General features: G+C 59.9%; 16 protein-coding genes, 1 tRNA gene and 1 pseudogene. 11 read left to right on the top strand and 7 right to left on the bottom strand.

Features of this window, described 5'->3' with window-relative positions:
* Window positions 1-181: 181 nt before the first annotated feature.
* From J2X19_RS07995 to J2X19_RS07980, 4 genes are read right to left on the bottom strand one after another with little or no spacing between them, the layout of a single operon-like run.
* Window positions 182-1,759 carry an ABC transporter ATP-binding protein gene (locus J2X19_RS07995; protein ID WP_310372223.1) on the bottom strand — a complete coding sequence of 526 codons (1,578 nt, stop codon included), beginning with the start codon at window positions 1,757-1,759 and terminating at the stop codon, window positions 182-184.
* Window positions 1,756-2,802 (bottom strand): ABC transporter permease, encoded by a 1,047-nt coding sequence (locus J2X19_RS07990; RefSeq protein WP_116608029.1) that lies wholly within the window; start codon window positions 2,800-2,802, stop codon window positions 1,756-1,758. The genes J2X19_RS07995 and J2X19_RS07990 overlap by 4 nt, the downstream gene beginning before the upstream one ends.
* On the bottom strand, window positions 2,795-3,826 hold the full coding sequence (locus J2X19_RS07985; protein WP_116608030.1) for a microcin C ABC transporter permease YejB: 1,032 nt from the start codon (window positions 3,824-3,826) through the stop codon (window positions 2,795-2,797). The genes J2X19_RS07990 and J2X19_RS07985 overlap by 8 nt, the downstream gene beginning before the upstream one ends.
* Before the next feature lie 3 nt (window positions 3,827-3,829).
* On the bottom strand, window positions 3,830-5,644 hold the full coding sequence (locus J2X19_RS07980; RefSeq protein ID WP_310372221.1) for an extracellular solute-binding protein: 1,815 nt from the start codon (window positions 5,642-5,644) through the stop codon (window positions 3,830-3,832).
* Between the two features lie 35 nt (window positions 5,645-5,679).
* On the opposite strand from J2X19_RS07980, the gene fabI reads away from it, so the two are divergent.
* On the top strand, window positions 5,680-6,465 hold the full coding sequence (fabI, locus tag J2X19_RS07975; protein WP_310372219.1) for an enoyl-ACP reductase FabI: 786 nt from the start codon (window positions 5,680-5,682) through the stop codon (window positions 6,463-6,465).
* Between the two features lie 83 nt (window positions 6,466-6,548).
* Here the strand turns inward: fabI and ggt are convergent, their stop codons facing one another.
* Entirely contained in the window at window positions 6,549-8,270 is a 1,722-nt protein-coding gene (ggt, locus tag J2X19_RS07970) for a gamma-glutamyltransferase (RefSeq protein WP_116608033.1), read from the bottom strand.
* 189 nt (window positions 8,271-8,459) lie between these two features.
* On the opposite strand from ggt, the gene J2X19_RS07965 reads away from it, so the two are divergent.
* Window positions 8,460-9,311 carry a DNA ligase gene (locus J2X19_RS07965; protein WP_310372218.1) on the top strand — a complete coding sequence of 284 codons (852 nt, stop codon included), beginning with the start codon at window positions 8,460-8,462 and terminating at the stop codon, window positions 9,309-9,311.
* A 20-nt stretch (window positions 9,312-9,331) separates the two neighbouring features.
* Here J2X19_RS07965 and J2X19_RS07960 read toward each other — a convergent pair whose 3' ends face one another.
* Both J2X19_RS07960 and J2X19_RS07955 read right to left on the bottom strand, forming a co-directional pair.
* Window positions 9,332-9,898 (bottom strand): fasciclin domain-containing protein, encoded by a 567-nt coding sequence (locus J2X19_RS07960; RefSeq protein WP_116608035.1) that lies wholly within the window; start codon window positions 9,896-9,898, stop codon window positions 9,332-9,334.
* A gap of 182 nt (window positions 9,899-10,080) precedes the next feature.
* Window positions 10,081-12,354: an arginine/lysine/ornithine decarboxylase gene (locus tag J2X19_RS07955; protein WP_116608036.1), complete on the bottom strand. Its 2,274-nt coding sequence runs from the start codon at window positions 12,352-12,354 to the stop codon at window positions 10,081-10,083.
* Window positions 12,355-12,488: 134 nt separating this feature from the next.
* On the opposite strand from J2X19_RS07955, the gene J2X19_RS07950 reads away from it, so the two are divergent.
* The 9 genes and pseudogenes from J2X19_RS07950 to epsE all read left to right on the top strand — a co-directional run bounded on the left by J2X19_RS07950 (window position 12,489) and on the right by epsE (window position 19,306).
* Window positions 12,489-12,914: an NfeD family protein gene (locus tag J2X19_RS07950; RefSeq protein WP_310372215.1), complete on the top strand. Its 426-nt coding sequence runs from the start codon at window positions 12,489-12,491 to the stop codon at window positions 12,912-12,914.
* Window positions 12,915-12,943: 29 nt separating this feature from the next.
* The gene (locus J2X19_RS07945; RefSeq protein ID WP_092760853.1) at window positions 12,944-13,858 is read left to right on the top strand and encodes an SPFH domain-containing protein; all 915 of its coding nucleotides are present in this window, start codon (window positions 12,944-12,946) and stop codon (window positions 13,856-13,858) included.
* A 22-nt stretch (window positions 13,859-13,880) separates the two neighbouring features.
* Entirely contained in the window at window positions 13,881-14,258 is a 378-nt protein-coding gene (locus tag J2X19_RS07940; RefSeq protein WP_092761314.1) for a DUF2237 family protein, read from the top strand.
* 20 nt (window positions 14,259-14,278) lie between these two features.
* Window positions 14,279-14,369: transfer RNA gene (locus tag J2X19_RS07935), tRNA-Ser, on the top strand.
* 270 nt (window positions 14,370-14,639) lie between these two features.
* Window positions 14,640-15,164, top strand: a pseudogene (locus J2X19_RS07930) (FxDxF family PEP-CTERM protein); the annotation flags it as partial.
* A gap of 185 nt (window positions 15,165-15,349) precedes the next feature.
* Window positions 15,350-16,132 (top strand): XrtB/PEP-CTERM-associated transcriptional regulator EpsA, encoded by a 783-nt coding sequence (gene epsA / locus J2X19_RS07925; protein ID WP_310372207.1) that lies wholly within the window; start codon window positions 15,350-15,352, stop codon window positions 16,130-16,132.
* A 193-nt stretch (window positions 16,133-16,325) separates the two neighbouring features.
* A complete protein-coding gene (gene epsL / locus J2X19_RS07920) occupies window positions 16,326-17,528 on the top strand; it encodes an XrtB/PEP-CTERM-associated polysaccharide biosynthesis outer membrane protein EpsL (RefSeq protein ID WP_310372205.1) in 1,203 nt (400 codons plus the stop codon).
* Between the two features lie 9 nt (window positions 17,529-17,537).
* On the top strand, window positions 17,538-18,449 hold the full coding sequence (locus J2X19_RS07915; RefSeq protein ID WP_310372203.1) for an EpsD family peptidyl-prolyl cis-trans isomerase: 912 nt from the start codon (window positions 17,538-17,540) through the stop codon (window positions 18,447-18,449).
* A 5-nt stretch (window positions 18,450-18,454) separates the two neighbouring features.
* Window positions 18,455-19,306 carry a polysaccharide export protein EpsE gene (gene epsE, locus J2X19_RS07910; protein WP_310372201.1) on the top strand — a complete coding sequence of 284 codons (852 nt, stop codon included), beginning with the start codon at window positions 18,455-18,457 and terminating at the stop codon, window positions 19,304-19,306.
* Window position 19,307: the final 1 nt, after the last annotated feature.

The raw sequence follows: 19,307 nt of genomic DNA, 5'->3' as shown, positions 1-19,307 counted from the left end.
AAAACGGGCGGTAATTACCCGCCCGTTTGGTCGTGAGCTCTTATTCTAGCCCAGAAATGGGCTTATTGCACTGATTTGTAAGGGCTTTTACGGTGATGGCTTGACGATTTAGCCCGAAGCAGGACACAAAACGCCCCTATCCCGAAAGCACCGCAGTGTTGCGGCAAAGACGCGGCGCGTTTCAGGCGCTGGCCGAGACCAAAGTGCGGGTGTAGGCATGCTGGGGCGCATCCAGCACCGCATGCACCGGGCCGGATTCCACGATGTCGCCGTTTTGCACCACCAGCACCTGGTGGGCCATGGCGCGCACCACCTCCATGTCGTGGGTGATCAGCAGATAGGCCAGGCCGCGCTCGCGCTGCAGGCGCTGCAATAGCTGCAAAACCTGTTTCTGTATGGTTACGTCCAGCGCACTGGTCGGTTCGTCCAGCACCAGCAACTGTGGCTGCACGATCAGCGCCCGGGCAATCGCCAGCCGCTGGCGCTGGCCACCCGAAAACGCGTGGGGATAGCGCTGCAGCAAGCCGGGAAACTGCTGTTCCGACATGCCGACGTCCAGCAGCGCCTGGATCACCTGGCGCTGGCGTTCGGCCGCGCCATGCTGGGGTGCATGCACCAGCAGGCCTTCGCCGACGATTTCTTCCACCGTCATACGCGGCGACAACGAGGAAAACGGGTCCTGGAACACCACCTGCACCGCCGCACGCAGGGATTTGTTGCGCGCACTGTCCCGGCTCCAGGTCTGGCCGCCCAGCTGCACCACGCCGCTATAGGCTTGCAGGCCCAGCACCGCCAGGGCCAACGTCGACTTGCCCGAACCCGATTCGCCCACCACGCCCAGGGTCTGGCCGGGGGGAATCGAAAAACTGGCGTCCTGCAGGGCCACAAACTCGCTTTTCTGGAACCAGCCCTTGATGCCCGGCTGCGCCGTCGGGTAAGCCACGCGCAGGCCCTGGGCCTGCAGCAAGGGCGCATCGGTATGCTCGGCCACCACATCGCGCACCGGCTTGCTGTCGATCAGCTTGCGGGTGTAGGCGTGCTGCGGATCGCCGAATACCGTGGCCACCGCGCCGGTTTCCACGATGCAGCCGTTTTCCATCACCGCCACGCGGTCGGCAAAGCGGCGCACCAGGTGCAGGTCGTGCGTGATCAGCAAAACCGCCATGCCGTGCTGGCGCTGCAGATCGGACAGCAGAGCCAGAATCTGGCTGCGCACCGTCACGTCCAGTGCGGTGGTCGGCTCGTCGGCCAGCAGCAACTTGGGCTTGCAGGCCAGGGCCATGGCGATCATGGCGCGCTGGCGCTGGCCGCCGCTCAGTTGGTGCGGATAGCTGTTGGCGCGGCGGGCCGGCTCGGCGATCCCGGTACTTGCTATTATTTCAATAGCTGCTTGCGCAGACTGTTGCTGCGTCAACCCCTGTTTTAGCTCAAAAACCTCGGCGATCTGGCGGCCGACGGTGAACAGCGGGTTCAGCGCCGTCATCGGCTCCTGAAAGATCATCGCAATGTCCTGGCCGCGGATGCCGCGCAGTTGATGCTCGGTCAACGCCAGCAGATCCTGCCCGCCGAACAGGGCCCGACCGGTCGTCTGCGCGTCGGCCACCAGACGCAGCAGGCTGAGCGCCGAGATGGTCTTGCCCGAGCCCGACTCCCCCACCAGCGCAAACTTTTCGCCCGGCTGGATCTGGAAGCTGATGCCGTCCACCACCGGCTTGCCACCGAAGCCAACCGTCAAATTCTGTACGTCGAGCAAACTCATGCCTGCACCTTCCGTGGATCCAGCGCATCGCGCAGCGCGTCGCCCATGAAGGTCAGCAATAGCAGCGTGGTCACCAGCACCACAAAGGTACTCAGCGATATCCACCACGCGTCGATGTTGTTCTTGCCCTGGTTCAGCAATTCACCGAGCGACGGCGTACCGGGCGGCACACCCAAGCCCAGAAAGTCCAACGAGGTCAAGGTAAGAATGGATGCACTCATCTGGAAAGGCAAGAAGCTCACCACCGGCGTAAGGCTATTCGGCAGTATGTGGCGCCAGATAATTTGCGTATTTCCCACACCCAATGCGCGAGCACCTCTGACGTAGTCCATCTGCCGATTGCGCAAAAACTCGGCACGGGTGTAATCGCTTAAGCCCATCCAGCCGAACAGGCTCAGCAGCAGCAGGAGCAGTCCGATACTTGGCGTAAATATGGCGCTGAAAATGATGAGCATGTAGAGCGCGGGCATGGAGCTCCAGATTTCGATGAAACGCTGAAAAACCAGATCCGTAGTCCCCCCAAAATACCCCTGTATCGCTCCGGTAAAGATACCGATGACAACGCCCACCGCCGTCAATACAAACGCAAACAACACACTGACCCGAAAGCCGTACACCAGCTGCGCCAGCAGATCGCGGCCGCGGTCGTCGGTGCCCAGCAGGTTGTCGCGCGATGGGCCGGACGGATTCGGGTACTTGGCAAAGTAGTTCAGCGTCTTCGGGCCGTAGGGGTTCGGCGGATAGATCGCCCAGTTGCCGTCCTTGGCCAGCTGCGCCCGGATGAACGGGTCCAGGTAGTCGGTCGCGGTTTCGAAGTCTCCGCCAAAGGTCTTTTCCGAATAGTCCTTGACCAGCGGGAAATAGGTTTGGCCGTTGTAGCGCAGCACCAGCGGGCGGTCGTTGCTCAGGACCTCGGCCAGCAGGCTCAACACCACCAGCACGCAGAAAATCACCAGGCTCCAGTAACCGAGGCGGTTGCGTTTGAAGCGCTGCCAGGCACGCTTGCCCGGGCTGGGGGAAATAGAAACAGAGGTGTTAGTCAAAGCGTACTCGGGGGTCTACCCACACGTAGCAGAGATCGGAAATCAGCTTGGTGACCAAGCCAATCAAGGTAAACAGATACAGCGTGCCCAGCACCACCGGGTAGTCGCGGCGGATCACGCTCTCGTAGCTCAGCAGGCCCAGGCCGTCGAGTGAAAACAGGGTTTCGATCAGCAGCGAGCCGGTGAAGAACGCGCCGATGAAAGCCGCCGGAAAGCCGGTGACGATGGGGATCAGCGCATTGCGAAACACATGCTTCCACAGCACCTGCCGCTCCGACAGGCCTTTGGCGCGGGCCGTCAGCACATACTGCTTGCGGATTTCTTCCAGGAAGGCGTTCTTGGTCAGGATGGCGGTGACGGCGAAGCTGCCCAGCACCATGGCGGTGATGGGCAAGGCGATGTGCCAGAGGTAGTCGACGATCTTCGCGCCCCAGCCCAGCTCGTCAAAATTGCTGGACACCAGGCCGCGCAGCGGAAACCACTGCAGCTGCCCACCAAACACCACCAGCAGCACCACACCCAGCACAAAGCCGGGAATCGCATAGCCCACCAGTACCAGCAAGGTGGTGACCAGGTCGAAGGTGGAGCCGGCCCGCACCGCCTTGGCGACGCCCAGCGGCACGGCGATCAGGTAGCTGAGAAAAAAGGTCCACAGGCCCAGGCTGATGGACACCGGCAGCTTCTCGCGCACCAGCTGCGACACCGCCTTGTTCTGGAAAAAGCTCTTGCCCAGGTCGAAGCGTGCAAACTGCCCCAGCATCTGGAAGAAGCGCTCGTGCGCAGGCTTGTCGAAGCCGTACAGCGCCTTGATCTGCTCGACCCGCTTGGGGTCTACGCCCTGCGCACCGCGGTAGCTGAAACCACCGCCCTCCGCCCCACTGCCACCCGCGCCGGCCTTGGCCTCGGCCATATATTGCTCGACCGGCCCACCGGGCACAAACTGCACCACCACAAAGGTAATCAGCAGCACCCCCAGCAAGGTGGGCACCATCAGCAGCAGGCGTTTGAGGATATAGGCCAGCATGGTTTATTTGCCCGTATGGGCGGGCTGCGCCCACCAGGTGTGGATAGCCCAGCCTTCGCCGGGGGAATACGGTGGCACCTGGGCCGGCCGCGCCAGGCGCCAGGCGTTGTAGGCCATGCGGTGGGTGCTGGCCGTCCACTGCGGAATCAGGATGTGGCTGTGGCTGATGACGCGCTCCAGCGCGCGGCAGGCGGGCAGCAGCTCGTCCTTGGTCTTGGCGGCCGTCATGCGCGCGATCAGGGCGTCCACCGCTGGATTCTTCAGGCCGGTGTAGTTGCCCGAGTCCTCCACGTCCGCAGCCTTGCTGCCAAACATGTCGGCAAACTCCTGGCCTGGGCTGTTGGTGCCTGGGTAGTTGATGGACATGATCTCGAACTCAAACTTGCTCAGCCGCTGCTGGTACAGCGCAAAGTCCACCGGCCGGTAGTTGAGCTGTATGCCCAGCTTCTCCAGATTGCGCGCCCAGGGGCTGACCACGCGGGCACCGCTCTCGTTGCTGTCCAGGTATTCGATCACCATGGGCTCGCCCTTGGCATTGCGCAGCGCGCCGTCGCGCACCGTCCAGCCGGCCTGCTGCAGCAAGGCCTGGGCGCGGCGCAGATTGGCGCGCAGCGAAGAATCGCCGTCGGTGCGCGGCGGCAGCGCCATGGGGCCGAAGGCGGTGGCCGGAATGTTCTTGCGCAGCGGCTCCATCAGGGCCAGCTCCTGCGGGCTGGGCAGACCGGTGGCCTGGCAGTCGGTGTTGCCGAACAAGCCCACCACGCGCTGGTAGGCGCCGTAGAACATCTGCCGGTTCATCCACTCGTAGTCCATCGCCAGGCCCAGCGCCTCGCGCACCCGCACATCCTGGAATTTGTCGCGGCGCAGGTTGATCACGTAGCTCTGGAAGCCCGATGGCAGGCGGTGCTGGAACTCGCCCTTGACCAGCTCGCCGGTGTCGAAGCGCTTGCCGGTCACGCGGCGCGCCCAGTCGCCGGCCGAGAAGAAGCGCATCAGATCGAACTCGCCGGCCTTCAGCGCCTCGAGACGGGCCGTGCTGTCCTTGTAGATCTTGACGGTGATGCGGTCGAAGTTCTCGGTGCCGCGCTTCACGTTCAGGTCGCGCGCCCAGTAGTTCGGGTCGCGCACATAGGTGATGTCCTTGCCGAAGTTGACCGGGCCGATGCGGTAGGGGCCGCTGCCGATGGGGATATCCATCACCACCTCGTCAAAACGCTTGGCCTTGCCATTCTCCATGCCCCATTTATGGCTGAACACTGGCAGGCCACCCACCGTCAGCGGCAGTTCGCGGTTGGGTTTCTTGAAGCGGTAGCGCACGGTGCGGGCGTCCAGCACATCGATGCCGGCCACGTCCTCCAGCACCGTCTTGTAGGCCGGCGAGGTGTAGGGCCCCATCAAGGTATCGAAGACGAATTTCAGGTCAGAGGCCAGCACCGGATCGCCGTTGTGGAACCGGGCCTCGCGGCGCAGCACGAAGGTGGCGCTCAGGCCATCGGCGGCCACCGCCACGTCCTCGGCCAGCAGGCCGTAGCCTGCGCCGTTCTCGTCCATCGACCCGGCCAGCAGCGAGTCGAACAGCATGTCGCCCAGGTAGGCCGGTGCGCTGCCCTTGATGGTGAAGGGGTTGTATTTATCGAAGGTGGAAGTGCGCAGATTGCTGACCAGGCGCAGCTCGCCGCCCTTGGGCGCATCGGGGTTGACGTAGTCGAAATGTGTAAAGCCTGGCGCGTACTTCAGCTCGCCCCACAAGGCGTAGCCGGGCGCAGCCACAACCGATGCAGCGCACAACATCCCCCCCAGAGCCAGTAAAAATCGCATGCGACAATTCTGCAATACTTTTCTGGAGATAAAGAATGGGCTTTCTTGCTGGCAAAAAACTACTCATCACCGGTGTACTGAGCAACCGCTCCATCGCCTACGGCATTGCCAAGGCCTGCCGCGCACAAGGCGCCGAGCTGGCTTTCAGCTACGTGGGCGAGCGCTTCAAAGACCGCATCACCGAGTTTGCTGCCGACTTTGATTCGAAGCTGATCTTCGATTGCGACGTGTCCGACGACGCGCAGATCGACAAACTGTTTGCCGACCTGGGCCAGACCTGGCCGCAGTTCGACGGCTTTGTGCACAGCATCGGCTTTGCGCCGCGCGAAGCCATCACCGGCGACTTCCTCGAAGGCCTGAGCCGCGAGAGCTTCCGGGTGGCGCACGACATCAGCGCCTACAGCTTCCCGGCCATGGCCAAGGCTGCCCTGCCCTACCTGAGCAACAAGTCGGCGCTGCTGACCCTGACCTACCTGGGCGCGCTGCGCGTCTTGCCCAACTACAACACCATGGGCCTGGCCAAGGCATCCCTGGAAGCCAGCGTGCGCTACCTGGCCGAGTCGGTGGGCCCCAAGGGTATCCGCGTCAACGGCATCAGCGCCGGCCCGATCAAGACCCTGGCCGCCAGCGGCATCAAGGACTTCGGCAAGATGCTCAAGGCCACGGCCGAATGCCCGATCCGCCGCAATGTGACCATCGAAGACGTGGGCAATGTGGCCGCGTTCCTGCTGAGCGACCTGGCAGCGGGCGTCAGTGCCGAGATCACCTATGTGGACGGCGGCTTCAGCCAAGTGGTCGGCGGTATCGGCGAAGCCACGTAAACCTCACCGCCTCAAGAAAAAAGGGGCGCTGGCGCATATTGCACCAGCGCCCCTAGCTATATTAACTATAGCAATCTAAACCATCAGTAGCCGAGTGCCAGGCCGGTATTGCGGCGCGGATCGTTGGCGCCGTAGAAGCGGTTCTTGCCACGCGGCTTGCCTTCCAGGCTGGGCGCACCCACCAGGATCGCCGCCAGGTGGTTCGCCGGCTGCGGTGCCGCCAGGTTGTGGCCCATGCCTTCGAGGATCTTGCGGGTATCCGGGCTGATGCCGAAGGTATCCACCTGGGTCACATCGGGCAGCCACTGCTGGTGGAAGCGCGGCGCGTCCACGGCTTCCTGCACATTCATGCCGTAGTCGATGACGTTCAGGATGGTGTGGGTGACGGCCGTGATGATGCGGCTGCCGCCCGGTGTGCCGACCACCATCACCGGTTTGCCGTCCTTGGTCACGATGGTGGGGCTCATGGAGCTCAGTGGCCGCTTGCCGGGTTCGATCTTGTTGGCTTCGCCCTGCACCAGGCCGTACAGGTTGGGCACGCCGATCTTGGCGGTGAAGTCGTCCATCTCGTTGTTCAGCAGCACGCCGGTCTTGGCCGCCGTGACCTTGGCGCCAAACCAGTCGTTCAGCGTGTAGGTGACGGACACCGCATTGCCGAACTTGTCGACGATGGAGTAGTGGGTGGTGTTGCTGCCTTCGTGCGGTGCCACGCCAGGCTTCAGGTCCTTGGAGACACCGGCCTTGGCGGGGTCGATGGCGGCGCGGATCTTGGCGGCGTAGCCCTTGTCCAGCAGGCGGTCCAGCGGGTTCTTCACGAAGTCCGGGTCGCCCAGATAGCTGTTGCGGTCCAGGTAGGCGTGGCGCATGGCTTCGATCTGGTAGTGCACGGCCTGGGCCGAACGGAAGCCGAGTTCTTTCAGCGGGTAGCCTTCGACGATGTTCAGGATCTCGCAGATCACCACGCCGCCCGAGCTGGGGGGCGGTGCCGAGACGATGTGGTAGCCGCGGTAGTCGCATTCCACCGGGGCCATCTCGCGCACGTTGTACTGGTCGAGGTCAGCCTGGCTGATGATGCCCTTGCCGGCCTGGCTGGCGGCGACGATGTTGGCGCCGACCGTGCCTTTGTAGAAGCCGTCCGTGCCCTTCTGGCTGACCAGGCGCAGGGTCTTGGCCAGGTCTTTTTGCACCAGCTTCTGGCCGGTCTGGAAGGGTTCGCCCTTGTTCAGGAAAATGGCGGCCGAGGGCGCATCCTTCTTGAAGTCGGCAGTGGCGGTTTGCAGCATGTCGACATCGCCTTCGGTCAGCACGAAGCCACGTTCGGCCAGGGTGATGGCAGGGGCCAGCAGTTTGGCGCGCGACATGGTGCCGTACTTGGTGCGCGCGGTCTCCATACCGGCCACCGAGCCAGGGATGCCGACGGCCAGGTAGCCGTTGGTGCTGGCGCCCTTGACGACGTTGCCGTCTGCGTCCAGGTACATATTGGCGGTGGCGGCCAGCGGGGCTTTCTCGCGGAAATCCAGGAAGGTCTTGCGGCCATCGGCCAGCTGCACGGTCATGAAACCGCCGCCGCCCAGGTTGCCGGCAGCCGGGTAGACCACGGCCAGCGCGTAGCCCACGGCCACAGCGGCATCGACGGCGTTGCCGCCCTTCTTCAGCACGTCCACGCCGACCTGGGTGGCCAGGTGCTGGGCGGTGACGACCATGCCGTTCTCGGCGGCGACGGGAGCCATGGAGGCCGCGTGGACTGCACAACTCAGCGTGACTGCGCTAGCGACCAGCGCCAGGCGAAAGGAAAAAATCTGCATGCGAATAAGTCTCCAGGCTGAGGTTGAAATAAGACGGCCGCCAGCAAAAGCACAGCTGCGCCCGCAGCACTGTAACAAGGCAGGCCAATGAAAGCCCATGCTTTTTGTTACGTAAAGTATGCTGCTTTGTGGGGATAAAACGCCGGCCCGGCCATTCCTTGCGCACCGGGCCCGGCGTTACATTGCGGCATGCACACACCGCCCTCTGCCCCCCTGCTGCGCCGAACCCTGTTGCTGATCGCCGCCGCCAGTGCAGCGCCCCGCTGGGTCTGGGCCGAAGCGCCGCCGCTGATGCTGCCCAAGGTCTACAAGCCCGGCGTGGCGCTGCACGGCTATTGGGTCAGCGAGAAATACGACGGCGTGCGCGGCTACTGGGACGGCAAGCAGCTGTGGACACGCGGCGGCCAAGCCATCACCCCGCCCGCCTGGTTTACCGCGGGCTGGCCGGCGGTGGCGATGGACGGCGAGCTGTGGGCCGGTCGTGGCGCCTTCGCCAGCGCGGTGTCGACCGTGCGGCAGCAGGCAGCGGCCGACGCTGCCTGGCGGCAGATGCAGTTCATGGTGTTCGACCTGCCTGCGCATGGGGCCATTTTTGACCTGCGGCTCGCTGCCTTGCAGGAATTGCCTTTACCGCCCTGGGTGCAGCCGGTGAAGCAATCGCGCATCGCCAGCCCGGCGGCGTTGCAAGCCCTGCTGCACAAAACCGTGCAAGGCGGTGGCGAAGGCCTGGTACTGCACCGAGGAGAGTCTTTATACGTGGGCCAGCGCAGCGACGACCTGCTGAAGTTCAAGCCCTTTGACGACGCCGAGGCCCGGGTGGTCGGCCACATCGCAGGCCAGGGCAAATACAAGGGGCTGCTAGGCGCCTTGCTGGTAGAAACGCCGGAGGGCCTGCGCTTCAAGCTGGGCACCGGCTTGAGCGATGCCCAGCGCCGCGACCCACCGCCCGTCGGCAGCTGGGTGACTTACCGCTTCCGCGATACCAACCCCAGCGGCATACCGCGCTTCGCGAGCTTTTTACGGCTGCGCGAAGAGGTTTAGGAGCCTGAGCCGAGGCCGCATTACTTGGGCAGCAAGACCTTGTCGACCACGTGGATCACGCCGTTCGACTGGTAGACATCGGCAATGGTCACATTGGCAGTGCCGCCCTTTTCATCGGTGACCATCACCTTGCCGCCGCTGGCTTTGGCCGTCAGCGTGCCGCCGCTGACCGTCTTCAAGGTGGCCATGCCCTTGCCGTCCATGATCATCTTGCCCAAGGAAGCTGCATCCACCTTGCCGGCCACCACGTGGTAGGTCAGGATGGTGGTCAGCGTGCCCTTGTTCTCGGGCTTGAGCAAGGTGTCCACCGTGCCGGCCGGCAGTGCGGCAAAGGCAGCGTTGGTGGGCGCGAACACGGTGAACGGGCCTGGGCCTTTGAGCGTATCGACCAGGCCGGCGGCCTTGACGGCTGCCACCAGGGTGGTGTGGTCCTTGGAGTTGACGGCGTTGTCGATGATGTCCTTGGAGGCCAGCATCGGCGCGCCGCCGACCATGACGTCGGCCGCCAGGGCGGAGAAAGAGACCGCTGCCATCACGGCGGCCAGGCTGAAAGATGCCAATGTACGGGTGGTTTGGATCGAGACCATGGAGAGCTCCTAGTGGTTGGATAACAAGCCGAAATGTTGCGGCTGGTACCAATACGGAGCAGTACGGGGCTTTGGATTCAAAACCCGCGCAAATCACCCAAAATTTATAAAAAAAGAGCCACTGACGCAGTTAACACCTGCGCGAGCAGCTCTTAATTTAATAGCAAACCAAGGGTGAGGGATTAGGCCTTCACGCAGTCGGCGAAGTAGTGGTGCTTGCCGTCGGCGTCCACCTCTTCCACCAGGCCGTGGATGTCGGTTTCGAAGCCCGGGCACTGGGTGTTGAATTCGCGCGAGAACTTCAGGTAGTCGACGATCTTCTTGTTGAAAACTTCGCCCGGGATCAGCAGCGGAATGCCCGGCGGGTAGGGCGTGACCAGGCCCACGGTGACGCGGCCTTCGAGGTTGTCGATCTCCACGCGCTCGGTCTTGCGCAGCGCGATGTGGGCGTAGGCGTCGCTGGGCTTCATGGCCGGGGTCAGGTCGCTCAGGTACATGTCGGTGGTCAGGCGCGCGATGTCGTACTTGGCGTACAGCGCGTGCAGGTGCTGGCACAGGTCGGCCAGGCCCATCTTTTCGTAGCGCGGGTACTTCTGGCAGAACTCGGGCAGGATGCGCCACATCGGCATGTTCTTGTCGTAGTCGTCCTTGAACTGCTGCAGCGCGGTCAGCATGCTGTTCCAGCGGCCCTTGGTGATGCCGATGGTGAACATGATGAAGAAGCTGTACAGGCCGGTCTTCTCCACCACCACGCCGTGCTCGGCCAGGAACTTGGTGACGATGCTGGCCGGAATGCCGGTCTTGGCGAACTTGCCGTTCAGGTCCATGCCGGGTGTCACGATGGTCGACTTGATCGGGTCCAGCATGTTGAAGCCGGTGGCCATCTTGCCAAAGCCGTGCCAGTTGGCCTTGGCATTGGTCTTGGATTCGCCCTTGATGATCCAGTCGGTGGCGCGGCCTATGCCCTCTTCCACCAGCTTGTCCGGTCCCCAGACCTTGAACCACCAGTCGTCGCCGTACTCTTCGTCCACCTTGCGCATGGCTCGGCGGAAGTCGAGTGCCTCGGCAATGCTTTCCTCGACCAGCGCCGTGCCGCCGGGCGGCTCCATCATGGCTGCAGCCACGTCGCAGCTGGCGATGATGCTGTACTGAGGGCTGGTGCTGGTGTGCATCAGATAGGCTTCGTTGAACAAATGGCGGTCCAGCTTGACGTTCTGCGAATCCTGGATCAGCACATGGCTTGCCTGGCTGATACCGGCCAGCAGCTTGTGGATGGACTGGGTCGCGTACACCACGGCGTGCTTGGGGCGGATGCGCTTCTTGCCCATCGAATGGTAGCTGCCGTAGAACGGGTGGAAGGCCGCGTGCGGCAGCCAGGCTTCGTCGAAGTGCAGGTTTTCCACATAGCCATCGAGCATACTCTTGATGGTTTCGGTGTTGTAGAGCACGCCGTCGTAGGTGGATTGCGTGAGGGTCAGGATGCGCGGCTTGACCGTGTCGGCGTCCACATGCTGCAGCAGCGGATTGGCGCGGATCTTGGCCTTGATGGCGGCGGGCTCGAACTCGCTCTTGGGGATAGGCCCGATGATGCCGAAGTGGTTGCGCGTGGGCTTCAGGAACACCGGAATCGCGCCGGTCATGATGATGGCGTGCAGGTTCGACTTGTGGCAGTTACGGTCGACCACCACCACGTCGCCCGGCGCCACCGTGTGGTGCCAGACCATCTTGTTGCTGGTGCTGGTGCCGTTGGTCACAAAGAAGCAGTGGTCGGCATTGAAGATGCGCGCGGCGTTGCGCTCGCTGTCGCCAATCGCGCCGTTGTGGTCCAGTAGCTGGCCCAGCTCTTCCACCGCATTGCAGACGTCGGCCCGCAGCATGTTTTCACCAAAAAACTGGTGGAACATCTGGCCCACTGGGCTCTTCAGAAAAGCTACGCCCCCCGAATGTCCGGGGCAGTGCCAGGAATACGAGCCGTCTTCCGCGTAGTCGAGCAAGGCCTTGAAGAACGGCGGTTGCACGCCTTCGAGGTAGCTCTTGGCCTCGCGGATGATGTGGCGCGCCACAAACTCGGGCGTGTCCTCGAACATGTGGATGAAACCATGCAGTTCGCGCAGGATGTCGTTGGGCATGTGGCGCGAGGTTTTGGTCTCGCCATATACATACAGAGGCACATCCAGGTTCTTGCGCCGTACTTCGGCAATGAAATGGCGCAGGTTCAATACGGCCGGGTCCAGGTCCGGGCCGGGCGAGAACTCTTCGTCGTCGATCGACAAGATAAAGGCGCTGGCGCGGCTTTGCTGCTGGGCGAACTGGCTCAAGTCGCCATAGCTGGTAACGCCCAACACCTCAAACCCCTCCGTCTCAATCGCCTGGGCCAAGGCACGGATGCCCAGGCCCGAGGTGTTCTCAGAGCGAAAATCTTCATCAATGATGACGATAGGGAAACGAAACTTCATGCCGGCCTCCAGCCATAACGGGATAGAACAATGTTCAAAACAGGCGCGAAGTGTAAGGACTTACGGTGAAGCTTCTTCGGCACCCGGTCGCTTTTGTCTCAAAATGTGGCGATAGCAATACAACAGGAGCTGCGATGGCGGAATCAACTTTATGGTGGCTACTGGCCGGAGGGGCGATCGTGGTCGAGCTGGTCACCGGCACGTTCTACCTGTTGATGCTGGCGCTGGGCTTCGCCGCAGCCGCCCTCGCCGCCCATTTCGGCGCCAGCATGGTCGTGCAAACCGTGCTGGCCAGCGTGGTGGGCGGCGGTGCGGTGATTGCCTGGTACCGTATCCGTGGCAAATATCCAAAAAACCTGCCGGCGGGCGCAAACCCGGATGTCAATCTGGATATCGGCGAGACCGTGATGGTCGACAGCTGGAATGCCGACGGAACCGCCCAGGTCCACTACCGCGGCGCCAACTGGACGGTGGTGCACCGCCCCGGCAATCCGCCGGTCAGCGGCCCGCACCGGGTGGCCGAAGTGATCGGCAACCGTCTACTACTCGACAAACTGTGAAACACTGAGCCATCTTCACCGGAGCCTTTATGGAAATTGCCATCGTCTTACTCGTTATCGCCATCATCTTCATCAGCCGCACCCTCAAGGTCGTGCCGCAGCAGCACGCCTGGGTCATAGAGCGACTGGGCAAATACCATGGCACGCTGACGCCGGGGCTGAATTTTCTGGTGCCCTTTGTCGACCGCGTGGCCTATAAGCATGTGCTGAAAGAGATCCCACTGGACATCCCCAGCCAGGTCTGCATCACCCGAGACAACACCCAGTTGCAGGTGGACGGCATTCTGTACTTCCAGGTGACGGACGCCATGCGCGCCAGCTACGGATCGTCAAACTACATCATGGCCATCTCCCAGCTGGCGCAAACCTCATTGCGCAGCGTGATCGGCAAGCTGGAGCTGGACAAAACCTTTGAGGAGCGCGACATCATCAACGCCCAAGTCGTTGCCGCCATCGACGAGGCCGCACTGAACTGGGGCGTCAAAGTGCTGCGCTACGAAATCAAGGACCTGACCCCGCCCAAGGAAATCCTGCACGCCATGCAAGCCCAGATCACCGCCGAGCGCGAAAAGCGCGCGCTGATCGCCGCCTCCGAAGGCCGTCGCCAGGAGCAGATCAATATCGCCACAGGCGAGCGCGAAGCCTTTATCGCCCGTTCCGAAGGTGAAAAGCAGGCGGTCATCAACAAGGCACAGGGCGAAGCCGCATCCATCACCGCAGTCGCCACCGCCACAGCAGATGCCATCGAACGCGTGGCCTCCGCGATCCGACAGCCTGGCGGCGAGCTGGCCGTGCAGCTCAAGGTGGCAGAAAAAGCCGTCGAAGCCTACAGCCGTGTCGCCGCTGACGCCAAAACCACCTTGATCGTGCCCAGCAATATGACCGAAGTGTCGGCCTTGATAGGCTCGGCCATGAAGATGGTCAACGCAACCAAACCGCAATAGGAGCCTTATGGAAGACCCAGCCATGGAACACAACGTACTCGGCTCCGAGCTGGTGCCCTGCTCCTACGACCCGCTGACGGGCTACTTTCGGGATGGCTGTTGTACCACCGACGAAACCGATAGCGGTTCACATGTCATCTGCACCAAGGTGACGGCCGAATTTTTGGCCTTCTCGCTAGCGCGCGGCAACGACCTGACCACACCCCGCCCCCAATGGCGTTTTGCCGGACTCAAGCCCGGCGACCGCTGGTGCCTGTGCGCCAATCGCTGGAAAGAAGCCCATGAAGCCGGCGTTGCCCCACCGGTAGTGCTGGAATCCACCCACATCCGGGCGCTGGAGTTCGTCTTGCTGGAAGATCTGGAGAAACATGCTGTGCCGCGCCGAAATGAGGCTTATTGACTGCTATACTTGTGGGCTTAGGAACGGTGGATGAGCGGTTTAAGTCGCACGCCTGGAAAGCGTGTGAGGGTTAATAGCCCTCCGCGGGTTCGAATCCCGCCTGTTCCGCCAGTTTAGGCCCGCCGTATTGCACGGCGGGCCTTTTACTTTGTGCGTCAACAGCATGTTGTGCAACGCAGTCCGTCCGTCAAGCGTGAAATAGTTCCGATTTAAGCCACCGAATGTACGGTTAGTCCGAATGGACTATCGACTAGGGTTAACACTGCCTTTACGATCCAGCCAAAGCCGGTTTGTATGCAATGAAGTGCATTCACCAACAGCTCCCACACACTACCGAGGAAGTAAAAAATGCGTAATTTGATGATGGCCGTTGCTGCAGCAGCCGTAATGGCAATCAGCGTACCAGCTCTGGCCGCCACAACAAATGTGGGTGTCTTGACTGCTTTGGGATCGACAGGATACGACACGCCTGTCACCTACTCCGCCGGTAGCTTCAGCGACTCTTTTACGTTCAGCACGACCGGTGGAACCAATATTTTCTCGGTTCTAGCCGTCAAAAACTCGCTCACCACGGCCAGCTTACTCGACCCCTTCACGGCGGTGTTGACCAGCTTGGGCGGCTTGACCACATATCTGACCTATTCCACCGCCATCAACTCAGCCACCAATTCCTTTAGCCAGTCGCTTTACTACACGGGCAATATTGCAGCGGACACATACACGCTGACCCTGTCCGGTGGCGCCACTAATGCGAGCTCATTCAGCCTGCTGATGTCCGCCTCCAGCCTGTCGCCGGACGTCACAACCCCAGTGCCTGAACCTGAAACATATGCCATGATGCTGGCTGGTCTCGGCCTCATTGGCGCTGTCGTACGTCGCCGCAACAAGGCCAAGCAAGACGCGTAAACATCTGCGGACAAGTATTCAAAAAAGGATTGCTCTGCAATCCTTTTTTTTGCCTGAATTAAGTGAGATTTATCACAAAGACCATGCTGCAGCGCAGCATTCAGCTCCATAGAATTCACGCCAAGATCAGCTCAAGCTGCATCTTTTACGTTTCATAACGATATCCAATTGCCGGAGTTCCACCCATGGTGTTTCTGCGATCTTTGTCCTTTGATGAACTCCAGCATTTCCATCGCGTTATCAGCAGCTCAGTGGATGTGCGCAACCACGCAGATATGCGAGTATGGCTGCAAGGCGATATGCAGCGCTATCTACCGCACGACATATTGATAGTAGCTTGGGGTCAATTCGCCAAAGGCCAGGTGCAACACGACGTCATTTCGCCAGTCACCGGTATCGATACCCCAGGCATCCCATCTAGATCCATCACCGCCTTGCTACAGCACTGGTTCGCACGATGGATCGAATGTGGAGGAAAACCCTTCATGCACCATCCGGACGAATATAGCTTTCCAGTTGACGACTCCGGCTTTGCACTAAGAGAGATGCAATTTGTCATGGTGCATGGCATCCGTGACGCAAGAGGAAGCCAGGACTGCCTGTACGTAATTTTCAGCAGATGTGCACCGCTCAGCCAGATTGAGCGTAGTGCAATGTCCATGCTACTGCCGTACATAGACACCGCTTTGCGCCAGATCTCCCCCCAACCCCAGCAGACACATACAACTCAACCTGAAAGCCAGACGCCAACCGGTAAATTGTTGAAAAAGAACCATGACTTAAGCGAACGCGAAGCTGAAATCCTAAGCTGGGTCAAAGCAGGAAAGACCAATTCTGAAATAGGTAGCATTCTGGAAATCAGCGCATTTACAGTCAAAAACCATATGCAACGCGTCTACAAGAAGCTAAATGTAAGTAATCGTGCACAAGCCGTTGGCAAGCTTAAAGCGCTGCCGGAGCATGCATAATGGCGCGCAATAAGGTCAAACCCGGTGTTGCGACCGGCTGAGCGAAATCTCAGCTGAGACCTAAGACGCTATCGCAAAGAAAGGCAATATCGGCGGTGCTGTTGATTAACCAAACCTACGGGTTGCTGGCATCTACATTGCTTTATCTTTCAACGACCCATCAGGTGGTCATAAATCAGCTAACCCTCAACGCATGCATGTAAAACGCCCGTACGCTCTGATCCCCGCCCTGCTGCTCTTGACAAGCATGCGGCCCGCCTGGGCGCAGACGGAAGACACATTTAAGCTGAATGCGGGATATGCGCTGCAAACCGACAACAATCTCTTTCGCTTACCCGCCAGCACGCTGGCGCTAGGCGGTAACGCCAGTGCAACGGAACGCATCAGTCAATCGTCGGTAGGACTAAGCTTCAACAAGCCTTACAGCCTGCAGCGCTTTGAGGTCGACCTCAACCTCATTGACTCCAGATACCAGCAAAACAGCTACCTCAGTTTTATGGCTCACAACGCTAGTGCCGCATGGCGGTGGAGCCTTACCCCCAAGCTGCACGGTAATCTAACCAGTACTCGCAAAGAAACGTTAAACAGCTTTGCAGACAATCAGACTCAAAACGTACGCAACCAGCGCACAGACACCGCCACTCGGTTAGACACCATCTATGAGCTGGGTGCGGCATGGCGCGTAATAGGTGGTGTTACCGCGGCAGCTCAAAACAATGTGCTTCCGCTGGCCGCAGAAGGCAGTACATCGACCACATCAGGGGATGTTGGCCTACGCTATGTATGGTCTTCAGGCACCGCGCTCTCTTATGCATTCAAGAGAATCAACGGTAAGTACACAAACCGAACCTTGCAACCCTCGACGCTCCTTGACAATCGTTTCAGTCAGCAAGACAACGAATTGAGGCTGCATTGGCCATTGAGCGGCCAGACCGTAGTTGACATCAACGCTGCCTACATCAGTAGAACCCACCCGAACTTTAATCAGCGCGACTACAGCGGCATCAATGCAGGAGCTAGCCTCAAATGGGATATTTCTGGTAAATCTGCGTTAACGGCCAGCTGGGTCCACGAATTGGCCAGCTACCAAACAAGCAGTACAAACTTCACCCGTACAGACCGGCTGTCTCTTAGTCCTGTATGGCAGATCACTCCCAAGACCGCTATACGCCTGCGCTACGAGATAGCCTTACGTGACTACCTGGACTCCCCCGGCAGCACTCCAGCAAGCCAGCGCAGCGACACGACCCACGATGCAAGCTTGAGCCTAGAGTGGCAGCCCTACCAAAACCTCGGGCTCACAACCTCATTACAAAAAGCCCGACGTACATCAAATCAGCCTGGCTTTGACTACGACAGCAATATGGCGACGATTGCAGCCAAATATAGCTTCTAGTTTTTGAGTATGACGCGAACCTTCACCCTAGCCCACACCTCCTTTTTTGCAGTGACACTTGCACTAGGTCTCGCTGCGTGTGGGAGTAAAGACAATCAAGGCGTAAGCACCCAGGTAGTAGCAAAAGTTGGCTCTGAAGAAATCTCGGTACATCAGATTAACCAGGTACTTCGTCATGCTGGCACGGCCAATGCTTCGGTCTCTGCAATGGGGCACGAAGTCCTAGAGAAGCTTATTGACCAACAACTGGCAATAAACGAAGCCACCGAAAGCAAGCTCAATCGCTCTCCGCAGGTTGTCGCTGAAATTGAAGCTGCCCGGCGCGAGGTGCTGGCCAAGGCCTACATGCAACAGATTACGAGCAGCCTAACCAAACCCACACCTGAGGAGATTAAAAGCTACTACGTAAAACATCCCGAATTGTTTGCGGAGCGACGCATCTTCAATCTACAGGAGATCATTGTGCCTACGATGCCAAACTTAGCCCAACAGCTACGCAGCTTGGCGGCAGGAGGCAAAACCACAGAGGAAGTATCGGCTTGGCTCAAAGGCAAAGACATCGCATTTAGCAGTGGCAGTGCAAGTCGTACCGCAGAACAAATTCCATTAGAAATGCTGGCCACTATTCACCCGCTCAAAGACGGGCAAAGCGCCGTGCTGGAAGCCACCCAGGCCATCACATTTTTGCGCATTAATTCGTCACAACAAGCGCCTATAACCGAGGCGGAAGCACTGCCTAGTATTGAAAAATTCTTGAGCAACCAACGCACTGGCGAAGCCATGACGGCAAAACTCAAAGAACTACGGGCTAACACCAAAATCACCTATATGGGCGAATTTGCCAAAGCTGAATCGGCTTCACGCACGCCATCTACAGACAACTCAAACAACATCGAGAAAGGTGTCGCCGGACTCAAATGACAACCATGTACTTCAATGCCCCCATCGGCACACGGAAACAACTTATGACGCTGCGCCTGCTTCGCCCTATCCACTTGCTGCTAGCCGCCTTTGTCTTGTTTTGCAGCCTAGCTGCCCAAGCACAAACGCAACCCGATTACCCGCTGGCCGCCGGTGACTCCATTCGCATACAGGTGTTTCAAAATCCAGACCTCACCATGGAGACACGTGTTTCTGAAGGTGGCGCGATCACATTCCCGCTGATCGGAACGGTCCCGGTGGGTGGGTTACCCATCGCGGGAGCGGAAAAGAAAATTGCCGATGCACTGGAAAGCGGCGGCTTCCTTGTCAAACCTCAGGTCAGCATCGTACTAGTCCAGATTCGCGGTAATCAAATTGCCGTCCTGGGCCAAGTAGCTCGCCCAGGGCGTTTTCCTTTAGAGTCCGCGAACACAAGGCTGAGCGATATGCTAGCCAATGCAGGTGGCGCCACCCCAGATGGAGACGACATTGCCATCGTTGCGGGCATGCGCGACGGCAAACCCTTCCGTAAAGAGATCGACATCCCCTCCATCTTTTTGAGCGAAAACCTGCAAGACAACCTACTGCTGCAGGGTGGTGACACCATCTATGTCCGCCGCGCCCCAGTGTTCTTTATTTATGGCGAAGCACAACGCCCAGGTTCATACCGCATTGAACGCAACATGACCGTTATGCAAGCCCTAGCCCAAGGTGGTGGACCAAGCGCACGAGGCACTGAAAAGCGTTTACGCCTGCACCGCAAATTACCCAATGGCCAAGTTCAGCAGATGGAACCAGCCCTGACCGACCCTGTGCTTCCCAATGACGTCATCTACGTCAAAGAAAGCATTTTCTAAT

Source organism: Rhodoferax ferrireducens (genome assembly GCF_031458075.1).
Classification (GTDB): domain Bacteria; phylum Pseudomonadota; class Gammaproteobacteria; order Burkholderiales; family Burkholderiaceae_C; genus Rhodoferax_B; species Rhodoferax_B ferrireducens_A.
This window is presented reverse-complemented; position numbering and strand designations above follow the sequence as displayed.

Bases quoted from the DNA above. Each gene is read 5' to 3' on its own strand.
- J2X19_RS07995 (WP_310372223.1), bottom strand. From the start codon at position 1,759: ATGAGTTTGCTCGACGTACAGAATTTGACGGTTGGCTTCGGTGGCAAG.
- J2X19_RS07985 (WP_116608030.1), bottom strand. From the start codon at position 3,826: ATGCTGGCCTATATCCTCAAACGCCTGCTGCTGATGGTGCCCACCTTG.
- J2X19_RS07980 (WP_310372221.1), bottom strand. From the start codon at position 5,644: ATGCGATTTTTACTGGCTCTGGGGGGGATGTTGTGCGCTGCATCGGTT.
- fabI (WP_310372219.1), top strand. From the start codon at position 5,680: ATGGGCTTTCTTGCTGGCAAAAAACTACTCATCACCGGTGTACTGAGC.
- ggt (WP_116608033.1), bottom strand. From the start codon at position 8,270: ATGCAGATTTTTTCCTTTCGCCTGGCGCTGGTCGCTAGCGCAGTCACG.
- J2X19_RS07965 (WP_310372218.1), top strand. From the start codon at position 8,460: ATGCACACACCGCCCTCTGCCCCCCTGCTGCGCCGAACCCTGTTGCTG.
- J2X19_RS07960 (WP_116608035.1), bottom strand. From the start codon at position 9,898: ATGGTCTCGATCCAAACCACCCGTACATTGGCATCTTTCAGCCTGGCC.
- J2X19_RS07955 (WP_116608036.1), bottom strand. From the start codon at position 12,354: ATGAAGTTTCGTTTCCCTATCGTCATCATTGATGAAGATTTTCGCTCT.
- J2X19_RS07950 (WP_310372215.1), top strand. From the start codon at position 12,489: ATGGCGGAATCAACTTTATGGTGGCTACTGGCCGGAGGGGCGATCGTG.
- J2X19_RS07945 (WP_092760853.1), top strand. From the start codon at position 12,944: ATGGAAATTGCCATCGTCTTACTCGTTATCGCCATCATCTTCATCAGC.
- J2X19_RS07940 (WP_092761314.1), top strand. From the start codon at position 13,881: ATGGAACACAACGTACTCGGCTCCGAGCTGGTGCCCTGCTCCTACGAC.
- epsA (WP_310372207.1), top strand. From the start codon at position 15,350: ATGGTGTTTCTGCGATCTTTGTCCTTTGATGAACTCCAGCATTTCCAT.
- epsL (WP_310372205.1), top strand. From the start codon at position 16,326: ATGCATGTAAAACGCCCGTACGCTCTGATCCCCGCCCTGCTGCTCTTG.
- J2X19_RS07915 (WP_310372203.1), top strand. From the start codon at position 17,538: ATGACGCGAACCTTCACCCTAGCCCACACCTCCTTTTTTGCAGTGACA.
- epsE (WP_310372201.1), top strand. From the start codon at position 18,455: ATGTACTTCAATGCCCCCATCGGCACACGGAAACAACTTATGACGCTG.